Here is a 16,137-nt window from a genome sequence, read left to right as displayed (position 1 = left end):
GCGCCAGCCGCGGCGCCCGCCGCGCCGCCGCGACGGCCGAGCACGCCGCGGCGAGCCCCGGACGGCCCCGCGCGAGCAGGCCCAGCACGGCGAGGTTCCACATCGACGGGCGCGCCGGCGCGAGTCGGCCCGGATGCCGCCGCGCCAGGTCGGCGGCGGACGTCCCGTACTCGTGCCGCCGCCGCGCCCAGTCCACCGGGCGCAGCCGCGCCGTGTGCGCGACCCGCGCGTCCGGTTCGTACCGGACGTTCCACCCGAGGTCGCCCAGCCGCCAGACGAAGTCGACGTCCTCGCCGAGCCGCAGCCCCTCGTCGAACGCCCCGCCGGATCCGAGGTCGCGCACCGCCGCGACCCGGACCAGCAGCGTCGCCGTCGGCACGAACCCGAGCCTGCCGCCCGGCCGCACCAGCGCGGGCCGGACGCCCATGTCGAGCGCCGACCGGGCGGTCTCGTAGCGGGCGAGCAGGCGCCGGTCGCCGGGGTCGGGACGGACGCGCGGCGCGACGGCCGCGACCCGCGGGTCGTCGAAGTGCGGGACGAGGACGTCCAGCCAGCCCGCCTCGGGGCGGCAGTCGGAGTCGACGAGCGCCGCGAGCGGCGTCTCCACCAGCCGCAGGCCCGTGTTCCGCGCGGCGGCCGGGCCCCGGTTGACGGCGTGGCGCACCAGCCGCGCCCCCGCTGCGCCGGCGGCCCGGCGCAGCGGCCGGGGATCGGGCGAGGCGTCGTCCACGACGATCACCGGCAGGCCCTCGACGGCCGCCAGGCACCGCTCCAGCTCGTCGGCCCGCCCGTACGCGGGGATCACCACGGTCACCTCGTGCGGCCCCGGGCGCGGCGCCGGGACGGGCGGGGCCAGCCAGTGGTCGAGCAGCGGCCGGGCCACCGCCCGGCCGACCGGCGAGGGGTCGGCGAGCCCGCGCCCGCCCGCGCGGCGCAGCGCCGCGATGCGGGGGCGGGCGGCGTCCGCGAGGCGCACCACCTTCCACGGCGCGCCGCCGGTCGCGACCCGCCCGCCCGACCACAGCGACGTCCCCTCGTCCAGCGCGATCGGGAAATCGGCGGGCGGCGGGAAGCGCGGCGGTCCGCCCGCGGGGCCGCTCATGTCGCCGCCCCGGGGTCGAGGAGGCGGCCGCGCGCGTCCGCGCGCCCGAAGCGGATCCGCCGGACGGCCGCCGCCACCATCGCGTCCACGATCTCCCGCCCTCGGTCCGCCGACGCCCCCGCCGGGTCGCCGAGGACGCCCGACGGCGACACGTCCCGGACGCCCCGGGCGACCAGCTCGGGCAGCAGCTCGGCGATCGGCCGGGTGTCGCCCGCGACCGCGCGCGACGGCCGGACGAGGTCCGGCGCCAGCCGCAGCATGACCGACGTCTCGGTGAACCCGGCGTGGGCGTCGCCGCCGGGCACGCCGCAGCCGGTCCACGCCGCGTCGTGCCCTTCGGCGCGCATCCGCCCGACGGCGGCGTCGAGCGCCGCGGCGTTGCCGCCGTGCCCGTTGACGAAGACGATCCGCCCGGCCCACAGCGCGAGGGACCGGACGGTCTCGACGAGGACGAGTTCCAGCGCGTCCCGTCCGATCGAGATCGTGCCGGGGAACCCCGCGTGCTCGCCGCTGGACCCGTACGCGACGGCGGGCGCGACCAGCACGGGCCCGCCCGCAGCGCCCGGCATGGAGGCGCCCGGCACGGAGGCGCCCGACACGGACGCGCCCAGGTCGTCCGCCACGCGCTCGGCGACGGCCCGGGCGATCACCGTGTCGGTGTTCAGGGGCAGGTGCGGGCCGTGCTGCTCGGTCGACCCGACCGGCACCAGTACCGGCGGCCGTTCCCGGACCTCCGGCCACGCGGCCCCCGCCAGGTCCCGCACGTCAGTCCTCCTCGCCGCCCAGCGTCAGCGCGAACCCGGGCGGGATCACGAGGTCGGACGGCGACAGCTCGCGGACGGACGCGTGGCCGAGGCCGAGCACCGCGGAGTCGAGCCCGCCGCGCATGATGTCCAGCACGTTCTCCACCCCCGCCTGCCCGTTGGCGGCCAGGCCCCACAGGTACGCCCGGCCGATCAGCACGGCCCGGGCGCCGAGCGCGAGCGCCTTGGCGACGTCCCCGCCGCGCCGCACCCCGCCGTCCAGCAGCACCTCGATCTGGTCGCCGACCGCCTCCGCGACCGACGGCAGCACCCGGATCGTCGCGGGCGTGGTGTCGAGGTTGTTGCCGCCGTGGTTGGACACCGACAGCGCCGTCGCGCCCGCGTCCACGGCCCGCTTGGCGTCGTCGACGCGGGTGACGCCCTTGAGCATGAACGGGCCGCCCCACTCCTTGCGCAGCCACGCCACGTCCTCCCAGGTGGGCGGCGGGGTCTGCATCCACTCGCCGTACGCGCCGAAGAACGTGGGCGCGGGGCCGCCCGGCGGCCGGAGGTTGGGCGTCGTCAGGTCCGGGATGCGGCCGGTCTTGGCGAACCGCCACAGCCAGTCCGGGTGGGGCAGGACGCCCGGCGCCAGCCTCGCCATCGTCTTCAGGTCGATCTTCTCGGGGATCATGGGGCTGCCCCAGTCCCGCCCGTTGGAGAACGACCAGTCGAGCGTGGCGATCAGCGCCTTGGCCCCGGCGCGGCGCGCGCGGTCCATGCGCTGCACCATCGCGTCCCGGTCGCCGCTCCAGTACATCTGGAAGAAGACGTTCGGGTTGGCCTCGGCGACCTCCTCCACGGGCTTGCTCGCGAACGACGACAGCCCCATGATGACGCCGCGGTTCGCGGCCGCGCGCGCCACCGCGACCTCGCCGTCGGGGTGCACGGCCTGCACCCCGGTGGGGGAGATGACCATCGGCATGGACGTCTCCACGCCCAGCACCGTCGTGGACAGGTCGCGCTCCGCGTGGTGGCCCGCCACGTGGGGCGCGAAGCCGAGGTCGCCGAACGCCTTGCAGTTGTCGCCGACCGTCCGGCCGCGCTCCGAGCCCGCGACCAGCGCCCCGTACACCATGTGCGGCAGCCGCCGCTTCGCGCGCCGCTGCGCCTCGGCCACGGTCTCGAACCACGGATTCTGGAACATGTCGTCTCCTGGGGAAGGTCAGGTGATCCGCAGCCCCGCGAGGGGGTTCTCCTCGCAGGCGCTCACGGGCGGGCGGTCCATGTCGGAGCGCCGCCCGAGCCGCACCAGGACGGGTTCCCGGCGCCGCGGCGGCGAGGTCCGGTGCGAGTGGTCGCCGGACGGTCTCGGGATGCCCGACCGGTCCTCGGGCCGCCCCGCGAGCAGCGTCTCGCCGTGGCCCCGCACGCATTCGGGGTCGGGCCCGTCCAGCGGCAGCCCGGTGAAGAACTTGGCGGCCATGCAGCCGCCCTTGCAGGTGTCGTAGAACGAGCAGGAGGCGCAGGCGCCGCCCGTCTGCGGCTCCCGCAGGCCGGCGAACAGCTCCGACTCCCGCCACACCCGCGCGAAGCCGCCCGTCTCGCGGACGTTCCCCGCGAGGAACTCGTCGTGGATGGCGAACGGGCACGCGTACACGTCCCCGACCGGGTCGATGAGGCACACCACGCGCCCGGCCCCGCACAGGTTCAGTCCCGGCAGCGACTCGCCGTACGCGGACAGGTGGAAGAACGAGTCACCGGTCAGCACCCGGTCGCCGTGCGCGAGGAGCCAGTCGTACAGCTCCCGCTGCTGCGCCTGCGTCGGGTGCAGTTCGTCCCACACGTCCGCGCCGCGGCCGGACGGGCGCAGCCGCGTCAGCCGGAGCTGCGCGCCGTACTCGTCGGCGATGGCCTTGAAGTCGTCCATCTGCGGGATGTTGTGCCGCGTGCAGACCACCGACAGCTTGAAGTTCTTCATGCCCGCGTCGGCGAGGTTCCGCATGGCGCGCATCGCGGTGTCGTACGATCCGGCGCCCCGCACGGCGTCGTTGATGTCGGGCGTCGCGCCGTCCAGCGAGATCTGCACGTCCACGTAGTCGTTGGCCGCCAGCCGCCGCGCGACCTCGGGCGTGATCCGGACGCCGTTCGTGGAGAACTTCACGCCCACGTGATGGGCCGTGGCGTAGTCCAGCAGTTCCCAGAAGTCCGACCGGACCGTGGGCTCGCCGCCGCCGATGTTCACGTAGAAGACCTGCATGGCCTCCAGCTCGTCGATGACGGCCTTGGCCTCGTCCGTCGACAGCTCGCGCGGATCGCGCCGTCCCGAGCTGGACAGGCAGTGCGCGCACGACAGGTTGCAGGCGTAGGTGAGCTCCCAGGTCAGGCAGATCGGCGCGTCGAGCCCGCGCTCGAACAGGTCGACCAGCCGGGGACCGGTGGTCCGCGTTGCCCGGCTTGCGGCGTCGATGGTCACGGCGTCCTTTCCACGAGCATGGACGAGCTTGCGAGCGCGCCGAGCGCCGCTCCGTACCGGGGCAGGTCGGCCGCGGGCACGTCGGCCGCCGCGCAGGCGTCCCGGGCGGTGGGCGCGTCCCGCAGCCCCCGGACGACCGCCAGCAGCCGGCGGTCCTTGAGGAACGACAGCTTCCGGGTGCCGAAGTGGTAGAGCAGCGCGCCGAAGGGTTCGGGCCGCACCGAGACCTGCGGGTGCAGGTCCCAGGCGCGGTCCAGGTCGATCGCGGGCACCGCTTAGTAGACGCCGCACATGCCGTCGATCGAGACCTCCTCGATCAGCGACTCGGCGGCCACGGCGTCCTCGGTCCGCTCGGCGGCGTTCTGGTCCTCGGTGGCGGCGCTGTCCATGGCGTCCTCCTTCGTTCGCGTACGGCGGCCGCGGGCCCGTCCGGTGACGCACGTCACGGCCGCCCGGCTTGAGGGGATACTAAGTGCATCGAGTGTCAAAAAGGAAGGGGGCGGGACGGACGAACGAGACGTCTCGGCACCCGCGCGAGCGGTGGCGAGGGCCGTCCGCCGCGGCGGGGCTCGTCCTGGGCGGTGCTTGGAGAACGGCGGCGTGGCCGGGGCGCGTGGTCGGCGCGGGCGATCGGCACCGGGCGGGCCGTCCATGGGAAGGTGCGGTGGTGGACGAACTGGACGGGCTCGGCGCGCGCGGGCGGCGGCGTCCGGACGTGCTCGTGGTCGGGGCGGGCGGGGCCGGTGCGGCGCTGGCGGCCCGGCTCGCCGAGGACCCGGACCGGGAGGTCCTCGTGCTGGAGGCCGGGCCGGTGCCGTCCGCGTTCCCCCGCGAACTGCTGGACGCCCGGCTCGTCCCCGGGGCGCGGCCGGGGCATCCGGCCGTCCGGACGTACCCGGCGCGGCTCGCGCCCGGCATGCCGTACACGGCGGCGCGCGGGCGGGTGCTGGGCGGCTCGACGACCGTGAACGGCGGCTACTTCGTCCGCGCCCGGCGGGCGGACTTCGACCGCTGGGCGGCCGCCGGCGGCGACACCTGGTCGTACGGGCGCGCGCTGCCGTTCATGCGCGCGCTCGAGACCGACCTCGACCACGGGGCCGCGGCGCCGCACGGCGGCCGGGGGCCGATCCCGGTGCGCCGGACGGACCTGCGGCATCCCGCCGCGGCCGCGTTCCGGGCCGCCGCGCGCGAGCTCGGACATCCGGACGAGCCCGACAAGAACGCGCAGGGTCCGGCCGGGTTCGGGCCCGTGCCGTCCAACACGGCCGGCGGGCGCCGCGTCAACACCGGGCTCGCCTACCTGCTCGGCGCCGCGGCCGGGCGCCCGAACCTCACGGTGCTGGGCGGCCGCCCGGTGCGGTCCGTCGTCGTCCGGCGCGGACGGGCCGCCGGCGTCGTCACCGAGGACGGGACGGTCGTCGAGGCGGGCGAGACCGTGCTGTGCGCGGGCGCCCTGTCCACGCCGCACCTGCTGCACCTGTCGGGGATCGGGCCCGCGGCGGACCTCGAACGCGCCGGGATCCCGGTCGTCCACGACCTTCCCGCCGTCGGCGCCGCGCTCAGCGACCACCCGCAGATCATCGTGGAGTGGACGCCCCGGCGGCCATTGGACGAGCCGTCCGGTTCATGGCTCGGCGGCGTCCTGCACCTGCCGTCGGCGGGCGGTCCCGCGGCGGGCGACCTGGAGATCCTGCAGTCGCTCGTGCCGATGGCCGGGCTCGCCGGGGGCAAGGTCGCCGTTCCCGGCATGCCCCTGGCGTTCCTCGTGTCCGTGCAGACGCCCCGGACGTCCGGGAGCCTGCGCACCGTGTCGGCCGACCCGGACGTCCCGCCGGAGATCGGCTACGGATACCTGGCGACCGGCGCCGACCGTCGCAGGATGCGCGAGGCCGTGCGGGCGGCGGTCGCGATCGTGGAGTCCGGGGCCTTCGGCGAGGTGTGCGCGGGCCCGGCCGAACCGGTGCCGGTGGACGACGACCGCGTGCTCGACGCGTGGATCCGCGCGCGCCTCGGCACGTCGCAGCACACGTGCGGCACCGTCCCGATGGGCCCGGCCGTCGACGCCCTCGGCCGGGTGCACGGCCTGCGCGGGCTGCGCGTCGCCGACACCTCGATCCTGCCCGCCGCTCCGCTGCGCGGCCCCGCCGCGACGGCCGTCCTCATCGGCGAGATCGTCGCGGACGGCGTCCGGCGCGGCTGAGGGGGCCTACCCCGGCGCGGGGGCGCGCCCGAGTTCGGCGAACCCGGCCTCGACCCGCCGGAGCGTATCGTCCAGCAGGTCCGCCAGGGCCGCCCCCTCTCCGGTGGACAGCCAGTGCTCGTAGGCGGTGACCGCGGCGGCGAGGATCACGCTGCCGGCGAGCCGGGGCGCCATCGCCGACACCGGCTGCCCGGTCCGGGCGGCCACGAACTCGGAGACGATCCGCCGCCAGGACGCGTAGCGCAGCGTCGCGTCGGCCTGCAGGGTCGGCACCGTGAGGATCAGCTTCATCCGCTGCCGGTGCCACGGCACCTCCCGCGGGTCGAACCGGTTGAACTCCACGACGGCGCGGCGGACCGCGTCCATGATCGGCGCGCTCGGGTCGGCCTCGTCCAGCAGCGTGCGCAACCGCCGCAGCTGCTCGTCGAAATCGCCCCACACGAGGTCGTTCTTGGACGCGAAGTACCGGAAGAACGTGCGCCGCCCGATCCCGGCGGCGGCCGCGATGTCGTCCACGGTCGTCTCGTCGAACCCCTGCCGGGCGAACAGCTCGAACGCGAGCCGCTCCAGCGCGGCCCGCGAGGTCACGCGCGGGCGCCCCATCACCCGGCGGCTCTCACTGAACGACGTCACGCCACCAGGTTCCCACGCCGGGACGCGGTCCGCTCGGTACGGCCCGGAGGCTCAGCCCCGGAGCGCCTCGGCCGCCACCGTGCCCGCGAGCACGGCGGCGAGCCCGGCGGCGACGGTGACGGCCGCGTTCGCGGCGGCGAGCAGCCGCGCGCCCGACTCCGCCAGCCGCACCGTCTCGTACGACAACGTCGAGTACGTCGTCAGCGCCCCGCACAGGCCCGTGCCGACCAGCAGCCGCACCGGCTCGGCGGCGGCCCCCTGCACGGCCGCCCCGGTCAGCACGCCCAGCACCAGGCAGCCGAGGATGTTGGCGGCGAAGGTCCCCCAAGGGAACGCCGGACCGGTCCGGGCCCGCACGGCGCGGTCGACGAGGTAGCGCAGCGGAGCCCCCGCCATGCCCCCGGCGACGACGAACAGCCAGCTCATCCGGCCTCCCCCCGCGGCGGGGAGAAGAGGCGGTGGGTCAGGGCCGCCGCGGCCCACGCGGCCGCGACCGCGACGACCGGCGTGGCCGCCAGGTACGCGAGGCCGAGGCGGACGTGCCCGTCCCCGAGCAGGCGCGGGACGTCCGCCGCGTAGGCGGAGAAGGTCGTGAACCCGCCGAGCACGCCGGTGCCGAGGAACGGCCGGACGAGCCGGTGCGCCCTTCGAGTGCGCGCGAGGACGGCCATGAGGACGCCGATCAGGGCGCAGCCGAGCGCGTTGACCGCGAGGACCGTCCAGGGGAAGGCGTGCTCCTGGAGGGGCCACAGCAGCGCGGCGCCGTGGCGGGCGGCGGCGCCCAGCCCGCCCCCGGCCGAGATCGCCGCGATCACGGCCGCCTCCCCGCGGGCGCGCGGCGGCGCGGCGGGCGCGTCCGTCCGGACGGGCCGGTCGAGGGCGGGGACATTCTGGTCGTGGGGTGACATCGCGGGTCTCCTACTCGTGCGTGCCCGATGCCGGGCGCGTCCGTTACGAGCAGGGACCGTTGGCGGCGTCGGCGCCGCGGTTCGGGCACGGCGGGCCCCACCGCCGTTCGGCCGCTCCCGGAAGGGAGGACCGCCGTGCAGTGTACCGCCGCGCGTGCGGGCCGGTCAGGGCCGATCCGGGGCGGGCGGAGGACGGTCGGGGCGGTAGGGGGCCAGCGCCGGGTCGGGGGTCCCGGCCAGGATCTCCCCGGCGACCAGGCCGGCCAGGTGCGGGCCCAGCGTGATGCCGCTGTGCGTGACGACGGTGTAGAGGCCGGGCCGCAGCGGCCCGACGAGCGGGCGGCCGTCGGCGGGCAGCGGGCGGACGCAGCGGCGCACCCGGTCGACACGGGCGTCCAGGCCGGGGAACAGGACGCGCGCGCGGTCGAGCAGCTCGGCCGCGCGGGCGTCGAGGACGGCCTGCGGCGTCGCGAGGTCGGTCGCGGCGTCCAGGTCGGCGGCCTCCAGCAGGAGACCGCCGTCCGGGGCGGGCCGCAGGTCGAGGCCGGGACTGTGGACGAGCCCGCCGACCAGGCCCGGGACCGGCGTGGTCGTGACCGTGAGCCCGGGGGCGGACGAACCGGGCGCCGCGGCGTCCACGAGGGGCAGCGCCGCACCGGCGGTCGCGAGGAGGGCGGGGCTCCGCCACCCGGCGGCGCAGACCGTGACGTCGGCCTCCAGGTCCCCGGCGGACGTGCGGACGCCGGTGACGCGGTCGCCGCGGACCAGCAGCCCGGCCGCGTGCGTCCCGGTGCGGATCCGGGCCCCGGCGTCACGGGCGCGGGCGACCAGCGCGCCGACGGCGGCGGCCCCGTCCACGTGCCCCTCGCCGGGGAACCGGGCGATGACCGCCCCGGCGGGCGGGCGCAGCGCCGGTTCGTCGTCGCGCAGCCGGGTGGCGGTGGTCAGCGTCGCCGGGTAGCCGAGGTCGCGCAGCCGCGCGACCCGCTCGGCGAGGGCGTCCCGGTCGGGTTCGGCGACGGCCCACTCGGTGTTCCCCGCGAACCGCGCCCAGGCGGGATCGCCGAACTCGGCGGCGACCCGCCGCCAGGCGTCCAGCGCGGCGACGCGGAACGCGTGGTAACGGGCGTCGGCGGGATCGTTGGCGTTGAGCCAGGCGTAGCTCGCGCCCGAGGTCCCGGCGCCGGGCCGGTCCCGTTCGACCAGCGTCACCTCCGCCGTGCCGGGGCGGGCGAGACGGTCGGCCAGGGCGGCGCCGATGATCCCGCCGCCCACGATGACGATGCGCATGACCATAGGGTCGCAGGTGCCGGGCGGCCCCGCGCGGCGGGGCTCAGTCCCCCCGGTCGCTCACCGCGTCCTCCGGCGGGACGCCGCGCAGCGCGTCCGCGCCGAACATCGGCTCGAAGAACGACGAGTAGTCGGGCCCCCGCCGCAGATGGTGCCCGCCGTCCACGTTCAGCACCTGCCCGGTGATCCAGGACGCCTCGGGTCCCGCGAGGAACGCGACGGCCCCCGCGATGTCCTCGGGTTCACCGACCCGGGACAGCGGCATGCACGCCAGGTAGTCGTCCAGGACGGGCCCGGTGTCGGCGATGCCCGCGACGAGCTCGGTGCGGACGATCCCGGGGCGGACGCCGTTGACCCGGATGCCGACGCCGCCCAGTTCGTCCGCCGCCAGCCGGACCAGATGGTCGACGGCCGCCTTGGACACCCCGTACGCACCGAACCAGCGGTGCGTGTTCGACGACGCGATCGACGAGATCGCGACGATCGACCCGCCGCCGCCGCGCGCCATGGCCCGGGCGGCGTGCCGGATCGTCAGCATCGTCCCCGTCGCGTTCAGTTCCAGGGTGGCGCGCCACTGGTCCAGGTCGAGATCGCCGATGGGGCCGATCGAGCTCGACCCGCCCGCGCTCGCGACGACGGTCCGCAGCGGCCCTCGCTCGCCCGCCGCCCGCACCGCGTCCGCCACCTGCGCGTCGTCGGTGACGTCGGCGACCACGTACCCGAGCTCCTGCCCGGCGTCCTCGCGCGCCCGCTCGGCGGCGTCGCGCAGCCGCGCCTCCGTCCGCCCGCAGATCGTGACGGCCGCGCCGTCCGCGGCCAGCCGCACGGCGCAGCCGAGCCCGATACCGCTGCCGCCGCCCGTCACCAGCGCCGCCGTCCCGTCCAGGGTTCCCACTGTGCCCTCCCGCTCGTGTCAGCCGTGTCAGCGGTCGACCGCGGTGGTGCCGCCGTCGACCGTCAGGTGCGTCCCGGTGATGAACGACGCCTCGTCGCTCATGAGGAACCGGACGGCCGCCGCGACCTCCGCGGGCCGTCCGAGCCGCCCGACCGGCGCCTTCGCCGCGAACTCCGCCCGCATCTCCGCCGGCGCCACCGCGAGCAGCGGAGTGTCGATGTAGCCCGGGCACACCGCGTTCACCCGTACGCCGTCGCCCGCGAGCTGGTGCGCCAGCGCCCGCGTCAGGCCGAGCAGGCCCGCCTTCGAGGCGCAGTACGCGGGGATGAACGCCTGCCCGACGAACGCCTCGATCGACGAGATCCCCACGATCGCCGACCCCTCCCGCGCGCAGGTCGCCCAGCATCGCCTGCGAGGTTAGCGTGCTGATCGGCTCGCCGACAGGGGCGGACGGCCCGGTGTGGGAGGTTCGATGCGTGAGCTGGGCGGACCGGCCGCTGGCGCGTGGTCGATACGTGCTCGGTCGCCGGATTGTTCGGCGGCCCGGGGGCGGCGCCGTATACGGTCTCGAAGTGGGCGGCCCTCGCCGCGGGACGGCCATCGCCCCCGCCGACGCCGAAGGGAAGTGAGGACCATGCCGTCGAAGGTGCCGCCGAAGGGGCTCGACTCGCCGCTCGTCCCGAACTTCATGAAGGCCGCGTCGCGGCTGCACGTCGAGGCGTACCGGCTCACGAACGGCCGGGTCGGCGGAACGTGGCGCGTCGGGTCCGCCTTCCGGCGCGGCGTCCCGATCTGCCTGCTCACGACCCGCGGCCGCAAGACCGGGCGGCCGCGCACGCTGCCGCTGCTGTACATGCGGGACGGCGACCGGGTCGTCGTCGTCGCGTCGCAGGGCGGCCTGCCGAGGCATCCGATGTGGTATCTCAACCTGCGGGCCGACCCGCGCGTCGTGGTGCGGATCGGCCCGGACGTCCGCCGCATGCGGGCCCGCACCGCCGACGAGGACGAGCGCGCGGCGCTCTGGCCGCGCCTGGTCGAGGTGTACGCCGACTACGACGACTACCAGTCCTGGACGGACCGGGAGATCCCCGTCGTCATCTGCGAGCCCGCCTGAACGGCGGCGCCGGTCAGACCAGGTCCAGCGTGCCCAGCGCCCGGATCGCGGCGCAGGACCGGGCCGCCATCGCCAGGAACATCCGGTCGCCGCGCTCCGTCGGCGTCCCGTACGCGCACCCGAGGACGGTGATCAGCGGGCCCTGCAGGGCCGCGAACCGGTAGTCCTCGAAGCAGGCGTCGAGGTCGTAGCCGGTCACGCCGTGCCGCTCCAGCTCGGCGTGGTAGACGCCGACGAGGTCGCGTTCCCGGGCGGCGCGGACGTCCGGCGGCAGGCTCGTGCCGAGGAAGTACGCCAGGTCCCGCAGGGGATGCCCGAGGCCGATCGTCTGCCAGTCGACCGCGGTGACCCGCCCGTCGTCGCCGAACAGCAGGTTGTCGAGCCGGTAGTCGCCGTGGACGAGGCCGAAGACGTCCGGGCGCCCGACGACCCACGCGGCGATCGCGTCCGCCGTCTCCCGCAGCGTCCGGACGTCCCGGTCGTCCAGCCGCCCGGCGAACCGCTCGACGAACGTGCCGACCGCCGGGCCGAACACCTCGCCGAGCCGCGCCGCGTCCTCCGCCCCCACGGGTTTCAGCCACGGCACGTCGAGCAGCGCCGGGTCGCACCAGCGGGGACCGTGCAGCCCGGCGAGGTTCGCGACCGCGGCCGCGGCCCGGTCCGGCGCGCAGCCCGCGAGCTGGTCGCCCTGCACCGCCGGGTGGAGGTCGTCGAGCAGCAGCACGAAACTGGTGTGGTCGGCGGAGATCGCGCCGTAGTGGCAGCGCGGCGTCCGCACCTTCACGGTGGCGGCCAGGTCCCGGTAGAAGGCCACCTCCGCCCGGTACACCGGCCAGAGGAACGAACGGGCGCCCTCGTCCTCGGCGGCGAGCTTGGCGACGAGCCGGCGCCGGGCGCCGTCCGCGCAGTCCAGCCGGAGCCGGTAGCACGCGCCGATCTGCCCCGATCCGATCTTCTCCCGCCGGACGGCCGTGACCGGGACGCCGAGGACCTCGCCGAGCGCCTCGGGCGTCAGCCCGGCGGCCGTGTCGATGACGCGCACGCCGTCAGCACCTCCCCGGGTTGCGGGGGAGCCCGGCGACCCGCGCGGGCCTGACCTTCCGGTACGCCGCCACGACCGGCTCGGCCTCCGCCGGTGTCACGCCGTGCAGGATCACCCCGTCGGCCCCGGCGTCGAACTGGTCCACGACGCGCCGCGCGCAGGCGTCCGCGTCGCCCGTCGCCGCCGCGCCGAACCAGTCGTCGGGCAGCAGCTCCGCGACCCGGCGGAGCTCGCCGGGGGTCGCGACGGCGTCGAACGCCCCCGGGAACCCGGCGACGAGCCCGTCCGCGCGGAACCGGGCGAGGGCCGCCGGGTCCCAGCCGTTCACGCGGACCAGCAGGTCCCCGTACCCCTGCAGGTAGGTCGCGAGCCGCCCGGTGAGCTTGCGGAGCCGCGCCTCCTCGTCGAGGTGGTCGCCGACGGTCGCCAGCACCGACCACACCCGCACCCGCGCCGGGTCCCGCCCGGCCCGTTCCGCGCCGCGCCGCACCGCCGCCACCGACCGCGCGAGGGTCTCGTCGGTGAAGAACGTGTGCAGGACGACGCCGTCCGCGACGGCCCCCGCGAACTCCAGCGTCCGCCCGCCCATCGCGGTGAGCAGGACGGGCACGTCCTCGTCGAACGACGCGTCCTGGTTCAGGTACGGGAAGTCGCCCGCCGGGCCGTGGTGGTCGACGACCGCCTCGCCCCGCCACAGCCGGCGCACGATGCCGATGAAGTCCTCGAGCTGCGCGGTCGTCACCCGGGGGAGCCCCATGACGTCGAACAGCATGTCGAAGCCGCGGCCGAGGCCCAGCGCGAACCGCCCGCCGGTCAGCCGGTGCATCGTCGTCGCGAACGTCGCGGTGAGCAGCGGGTGCCGGGTGTTGTGGTTGGTCGCGGCGGTCGCGACCCCGAGGCGCTCGGACACCGCACCGGCCGCGCCCGACAGGGTCGCGGCCTCCTTGGTGGTGAACCGCTCGGACAGGAACACCGACCCGAGGCCGAGCCGCTCGCCGTCCCGCACCTGGTCCAGCAGGTCGCGCGGCGAACCGGAATGCCCCGGCAGCCCGTAGAACCCGAGCTCCGTCAGGTCGTCCGCCATGTCAGGCCGCCTTCCGCGCGGTCGGCGTGAAGGTGACCTCGAGCGAGTCGTAACCCGACACGAAGTTCGCCGGGCGGTACGCGGGCTCGGCGTCCTCCACGGGCTCGATGTCGGGCAGCCGCGCCAGCAGCCGCTCGAACATCACCTTCAGTTCCAGCCGGGCCAGGCTGTTGCCGAGGCAGAAGTGCGGGCCGTTGCCGAAGGCGATGTGGTCGTTGGGGGTCCGCTCGACGTCGAACCGATCGGGGTCGTCGAAGACGTCCGCGTCCCGGTTCGCCGAGGGGTACAGCAGCAGGAGCTTGTCGCCCTCCCGGATCCGCTGCCCGCCGAGCTCCACGTCCCGCAGCGCCGTCCGGTTCATGTTCTTGATGGGCGACACCCACCGCAGCATCTCCTCGACCGCCACCGGGATCTTCCCCGGGTCGTCGATGAGCGTCCGCCGCTGCTCCGGGTGCCGGCAAAGCTGGTACATCCCGCCGGAGACCACGTGCCGCGTCGTCTCGTCCCCGCCGATCAGGATCAGCAGCGACTCCTGCACGATCGACGCCAGGTCGAGCCGGTCACCGTCGATCTCCGCGTGCACCAGGGCGCTCAGCAGATCGTCGGACGGGTCGTCGCGACGCCGCTCGGCCGCCCGCGTCGCGTACTCGGTGAACCCGGCGAACGCGTCCCCGGCCTTGGCCAGCAGCTCCGGGTCGTCGTCGCCGGTGAGGGCCCGCAGCATGTCGTCGGACCAGGTCAGCAGCATCGCCCGGTCCTCGGGCGCCACGCCCAGCGCGTCCCCGATCACGATCAGCGGGAGCGGGGCGGCGATGTCGGCGACGAAGTCGCACGCGCCGCGCTCGCACACCCCGTCGATGATCTCGTCGCACAACCCGCGCAGGTAGTCCTCCTGCGCGGCGACGCGGCGCGGCGTGAACCCCGCGCTGACGAGCTTCCGGCGCAGCTTGTGCTCCGGATCGTCCATGTCGATCATCATCGGCAGGGCGGGGGAGTCGGCCCGGATCCCGTGCGCGCTGGAGAACACCTCCGGCATGCGCGACACCCGCTTCACGTCGGCGTGCCGGGAGACGCCCCACACCCCGGCGTTCTCGTCGCGGTAGACGGGGGCGTTCTCCCGCATCCAGCGCAGTTCCTCGTGCGGGTTCCGCCCCCAGAACTCCCCGCTGATCAGGTTGATGGACTCGTTGACGGCGTGGTCGGGCATGCGCGCTCCCTTTCGTGGGGACTCGGGGATCGGCCGCCGGGGGACCGCCCGGCCGACGGCGGGCTCGACGGCCCCCGGGCGCCGGACGGGCGGTGCCGTGCGGCGCCCGTCCCGCCGGAACCGAAGCCGGGGAGCCGGTCCGGCGGCTCCTGGAACGCGGTCCGCGCGTCCGGCCGGGCCGCGCCGTGTTCGGGCCCGCCACAGGCCCGGTGCGGCTCCGCGCGGACGGCGAGGGGGCGCCGACGCCCGAAGCCCCCGGTGTCGTCGTCCGGCATGTGCCGCCTCCACCAAGCTCGCCCGAGCACCGTGCGGGGCCGCCGGTGGCCCGCCTTGAAGACCGGATGATAGATACGATCCGCCCTCCGCCGAGGGGACCGCCCGGTGAGCGGGACCGAGCCGTCGCCGACCCGCGTTCGCCATGCTCGTCCGGTGCGGCGACCGGCCGATGCCCGGTCGGCCGTGACGACGGCGCGCTCCCGCCGCGAGCGGCCGCCCGGTGCGCATCGGGATCTCCCGGGTGCGGGACTCTGGCCTCGGGCGCCGGGGATCCGCGATGATCGACAGCAGGGTGACCGAAATCGAAGGACGTGACGTACATGTCGGCTGATAGCAGTCTCCCGCCTGCGCTGGCGGGCCGGGAGCGCGAGTCCGCGGAGCTGGCGGACGCCGTGCGGCGCCTCATCGCGCTGTGCACCTCCACCACGGCCCCGGCCGACGTCACCCGTGCCGCCGCGCGCGAGCTGAACGCCGTCGCGGACCGGCTGGAACGCCACGTCCCGGACCCGCCGCACCCGATGACCATGCTGCTGGCCCCCGCGATCACGTCCGACGACGAGTCGCCCGACCTCGCCGCCCGGATGCCCTACGACGTCGTCGTCGGCCGCCACAGCCCGCTCGCGCCGCCCCTGTCCGTGACGTTCGAGCCGCCCAAGGCCCTGCTGCGCGGCACGTTCACCCGCCCCTACCAGGGGCCGCCCGGCTGCGTGCACGGCGCCGTGCTCGCCGCGTCCTTCGACCTCGTGTGCGCCGCCGCGAACGTCATCGCGGGCCTGCCCGGCCCGACGGCCCGCCTGGAGATCAGGTACCGGCGGCCCACCCTGCTGGACGTGCCGTGCCTGTTCGAGGGCGAGGTCGAGTCGCACGAGGGCCGCCGGGTCCGCACGGTGGGACGGCTGATCCAGCAGGACCGGGTGACGGTCGAGGCCACGGGCGACTTCGTCCTGCTCGACCGCGCCGACATCGCCCGCCTGAGCGGCCGCCCCTGACCCGCCCGTCCGGCCACCCCGTCCGGCCACCCCGTCCGCGGTCGGCGCGCCGCGGCCTCGTCGAGGCGCGGCCCGGCCGTGACGCCCGCCGCCCGGGCGTCGCGCACGCCGCAGCCTCGGGCCTCCCCGCGGCCCGATGACGCCACGGCGGCGACCGCCCTGGGGACGCGGCGCGTGA

18 protein-coding genes are annotated in these 16,137 nt (G+C 76.2%); 3 read left to right on the top strand and 15 right to left on the bottom strand.

The window, feature by feature from the left end; all coding sequences use genetic code 11:
* From mftF to mftA, 6 genes are all read right to left on the bottom strand, one after another.
* Nucleotides 1–1,102: mycofactocin biosynthesis glycosyltransferase MftF (gene mftF, locus ACFQ11_RS33890; RefSeq protein ID WP_378306308.1), on the bottom strand; the 1,102-nt coding region annotated here is incomplete at its 3' end.
* Entirely contained in the window at nucleotides 1,099–1,866 is a 768-nt protein-coding gene (gene mftE, locus ACFQ11_RS33885; protein WP_378306306.1) for a mycofactocin biosynthesis peptidyl-dipeptidase MftE, read from the bottom strand. The genes mftF and mftE, both read right to left, overlap by 4 nt.
* A 1-nt stretch (nucleotide 1,867) precedes the next feature.
* On the bottom strand, nucleotides 1,868–3,052 hold the full coding sequence (mftD, locus tag ACFQ11_RS33880) for a pre-mycofactocin synthase MftD (protein WP_378306304.1): 1,185 nt from the start codon (nucleotides 3,050–3,052) through the stop codon (nucleotides 1,868–1,870).
* A gap of 18 nt (nucleotides 3,053–3,070) precedes the next feature.
* Nucleotides 3,071–4,321: a mycofactocin radical SAM maturase gene (mftC, locus tag ACFQ11_RS33875; protein WP_378306302.1), complete on the bottom strand. Its 1,251-nt coding sequence runs from the start codon at nucleotides 4,319–4,321 to the stop codon at nucleotides 3,071–3,073.
* On the bottom strand, nucleotides 4,318–4,593 hold the full coding sequence (gene mftB, locus ACFQ11_RS33870) for a mycofactocin biosynthesis chaperone MftB (protein ID WP_378306300.1): 276 nt from the start codon (nucleotides 4,591–4,593) through the stop codon (nucleotides 4,318–4,320). The genes mftC and mftB overlap by 4 nt, the downstream gene beginning before the upstream one ends.
* A 3-nt stretch (nucleotides 4,594–4,596) precedes the next feature.
* On the bottom strand, nucleotides 4,597–4,710 hold the full coding sequence (gene mftA / locus ACFQ11_RS33865; RefSeq protein WP_378306298.1) for a mycofactocin precursor MftA: 114 nt from the start codon (nucleotides 4,708–4,710) through the stop codon (nucleotides 4,597–4,599).
* Between the two features lie 278 nt (nucleotides 4,711–4,988).
* Here mftA and mftG point away from each other — a divergent pair, with 278 nt between their 5' ends.
* On the top strand, nucleotides 4,989–6,521 hold the full coding sequence (gene mftG / locus ACFQ11_RS33860) for a mycofactocin dehydrogenase MftG (protein WP_378306296.1): 1,533 nt from the start codon (nucleotides 4,989–4,991) through the stop codon (nucleotides 6,519–6,521).
* Between the two features lie 6 nt (nucleotides 6,522–6,527).
* Here the strand turns inward: mftG and mftR are convergent, their stop codons facing one another.
* The 6 genes from mftR to ACFQ11_RS33830 all read right to left on the bottom strand — a co-directional run bounded on the left by mftR (nucleotide 6,528) and on the right by ACFQ11_RS33830 (nucleotide 10,616).
* Complete coding sequence (mftR, locus tag ACFQ11_RS33855) at nucleotides 6,528–7,154, bottom strand: mycofactocin system transcriptional regulator (protein WP_378306294.1); 627 nt, start codon at nucleotides 7,152–7,154, stop codon at nucleotides 6,528–6,530.
* 51 nt (nucleotides 7,155–7,205) lie between these two features.
* Nucleotides 7,206–7,580: a fluoride efflux transporter CrcB gene (crcB, locus tag ACFQ11_RS33850; protein ID WP_378306292.1), complete on the bottom strand. Its 375-nt coding sequence runs from the start codon at nucleotides 7,578–7,580 to the stop codon at nucleotides 7,206–7,208.
* The gene (locus ACFQ11_RS33845; protein ID WP_378306290.1) at nucleotides 7,577–8,062 is read right to left on the bottom strand and encodes a fluoride efflux transporter FluC; all 486 of its coding nucleotides are present in this window, start codon (nucleotides 8,060–8,062) and stop codon (nucleotides 7,577–7,579) included. Before ACFQ11_RS33845 ends, crcB begins: the two co-directional genes overlap by 4 nt.
* Before the next feature lie 165 nt (nucleotides 8,063–8,227).
* Nucleotides 8,228–9,352: an NAD(P)/FAD-dependent oxidoreductase gene (locus tag ACFQ11_RS33840; RefSeq protein ID WP_378306288.1), complete on the bottom strand. Its 1,125-nt coding sequence runs from the start codon at nucleotides 9,350–9,352 to the stop codon at nucleotides 8,228–8,230.
* Nucleotides 9,353–9,395: 43 nt separating this feature from the next.
* A complete protein-coding gene (locus ACFQ11_RS33835) occupies nucleotides 9,396–10,247 on the bottom strand; it encodes an SDR family oxidoreductase (RefSeq protein WP_378306286.1) in 852 nt (283 codons plus the stop codon).
* 27 nt (nucleotides 10,248–10,274) lie between these two features.
* Nucleotides 10,275–10,616: an SDR family NAD(P)-dependent oxidoreductase gene (locus ACFQ11_RS33830; RefSeq protein WP_378306284.1), complete on the bottom strand. Its 342-nt coding sequence runs from the start codon at nucleotides 10,614–10,616 to the stop codon at nucleotides 10,275–10,277.
* Between the two features lie 265 nt (nucleotides 10,617–10,881).
* Here ACFQ11_RS33830 and ACFQ11_RS33825 point away from each other — a divergent pair, with 265 nt between their 5' ends.
* Complete coding sequence (locus tag ACFQ11_RS33825) at nucleotides 10,882–11,361, top strand: nitroreductase family deazaflavin-dependent oxidoreductase (RefSeq protein WP_378306282.1); 480 nt, start codon at nucleotides 10,882–10,884, stop codon at nucleotides 11,359–11,361.
* A 13-nt stretch (nucleotides 11,362–11,374) separates the two neighbouring features.
* Here the strand turns inward: ACFQ11_RS33825 and ACFQ11_RS33820 are convergent, their stop codons facing one another.
* Genes ACFQ11_RS33820 through ACFQ11_RS33810 form a run of 3 tightly spaced genes read right to left on the bottom strand, consistent with a single transcriptional unit; the run spans nucleotide 11,375 to nucleotide 14,694 of the window.
* Nucleotides 11,375–12,403, bottom strand: coding sequence for a phosphotransferase (locus ACFQ11_RS33820; protein WP_378306280.1), 1,029 nt, complete (start codon nucleotides 12,401–12,403; stop codon nucleotides 11,375–11,377).
* A gap of 4 nt (nucleotides 12,404–12,407) precedes the next feature.
* Nucleotides 12,408–13,487, bottom strand: a complete 1,080-nt coding sequence (locus ACFQ11_RS33815) for a TIGR03857 family LLM class F420-dependent oxidoreductase (protein ID WP_378306278.1) — start codon at nucleotides 13,485–13,487, stop codon at nucleotides 12,408–12,410.
* A gap of 1 nt (nucleotide 13,488) precedes the next feature.
* Nucleotides 13,489–14,694, bottom strand: a complete 1,206-nt coding sequence (locus tag ACFQ11_RS33810) for a cytochrome P450 (RefSeq protein ID WP_378306276.1) — start codon at nucleotides 14,692–14,694, stop codon at nucleotides 13,489–13,491.
* Nucleotides 14,695–15,290: 596 nt separating this feature from the next.
* On the opposite strand from ACFQ11_RS33810, the gene ACFQ11_RS33805 reads away from it, so the two are divergent.
* The gene (locus tag ACFQ11_RS33805; protein WP_378306274.1) at nucleotides 15,291–15,959 is read left to right on the top strand and encodes a PaaI family thioesterase; all 669 of its coding nucleotides are present in this window, start codon (nucleotides 15,291–15,293) and stop codon (nucleotides 15,957–15,959) included.
* Nucleotides 15,960–16,137: the final 178 nt, after the last annotated feature.

Source organism: Actinomadura sediminis (assembly GCF_042675525.1).
GTDB classification, from domain to species: domain Bacteria; phylum Actinomycetota; class Actinomycetes; order Streptosporangiales; family Streptosporangiaceae; genus Spirillospora; species Spirillospora sediminis.
This window is presented reverse-complemented; position numbering and strand designations above follow the sequence as displayed.

Coding starts and splice junctions, on each gene's coding strand:
- mftD (WP_378306304.1), bottom strand. CDS start 3,052: ATGTTCCAGAATCCGTGGTTCGAGACCGTGGCCGAGGCGCAGCGGCGC.
- mftA (WP_378306298.1), bottom strand. CDS start 4,710: ATGGACAGCGCCGCCACCGAGGACCAGAACGCCGCCGAGCGGACCGAG.
- crcB (WP_378306292.1), bottom strand. CDS start 7,580: ATGAGCTGGCTGTTCGTCGTCGCCGGGGGCATGGCGGGGGCTCCGCTG.
- ACFQ11_RS33845 (WP_378306290.1), bottom strand. CDS start 8,062: ATGTCACCCCACGACCAGAATGTCCCCGCCCTCGACCGGCCCGTCCGG.
- ACFQ11_RS33840 (WP_378306288.1), bottom strand. CDS start 9,352: ATGCGCATCGTCATCGTGGGCGGCGGGATCATCGGCGCCGCCCTGGCC.
- ACFQ11_RS33825 (WP_378306282.1), top strand. CDS start 10,882: ATGCCGTCGAAGGTGCCGCCGAAGGGGCTCGACTCGCCGCTCGTCCCG.
- ACFQ11_RS33815 (WP_378306278.1), bottom strand. CDS start 13,487: ATGGCGGACGACCTGACGGAGCTCGGGTTCTACGGGCTGCCGGGGCAT.
- ACFQ11_RS33810 (WP_378306276.1), bottom strand. CDS start 14,694: ATGCCCGACCACGCCGTCAACGAGTCCATCAACCTGATCAGCGGGGAG.
- ACFQ11_RS33805 (WP_378306274.1), top strand. CDS start 15,291: ATGTCGGCTGATAGCAGTCTCCCGCCTGCGCTGGCGGGCCGGGAGCGC.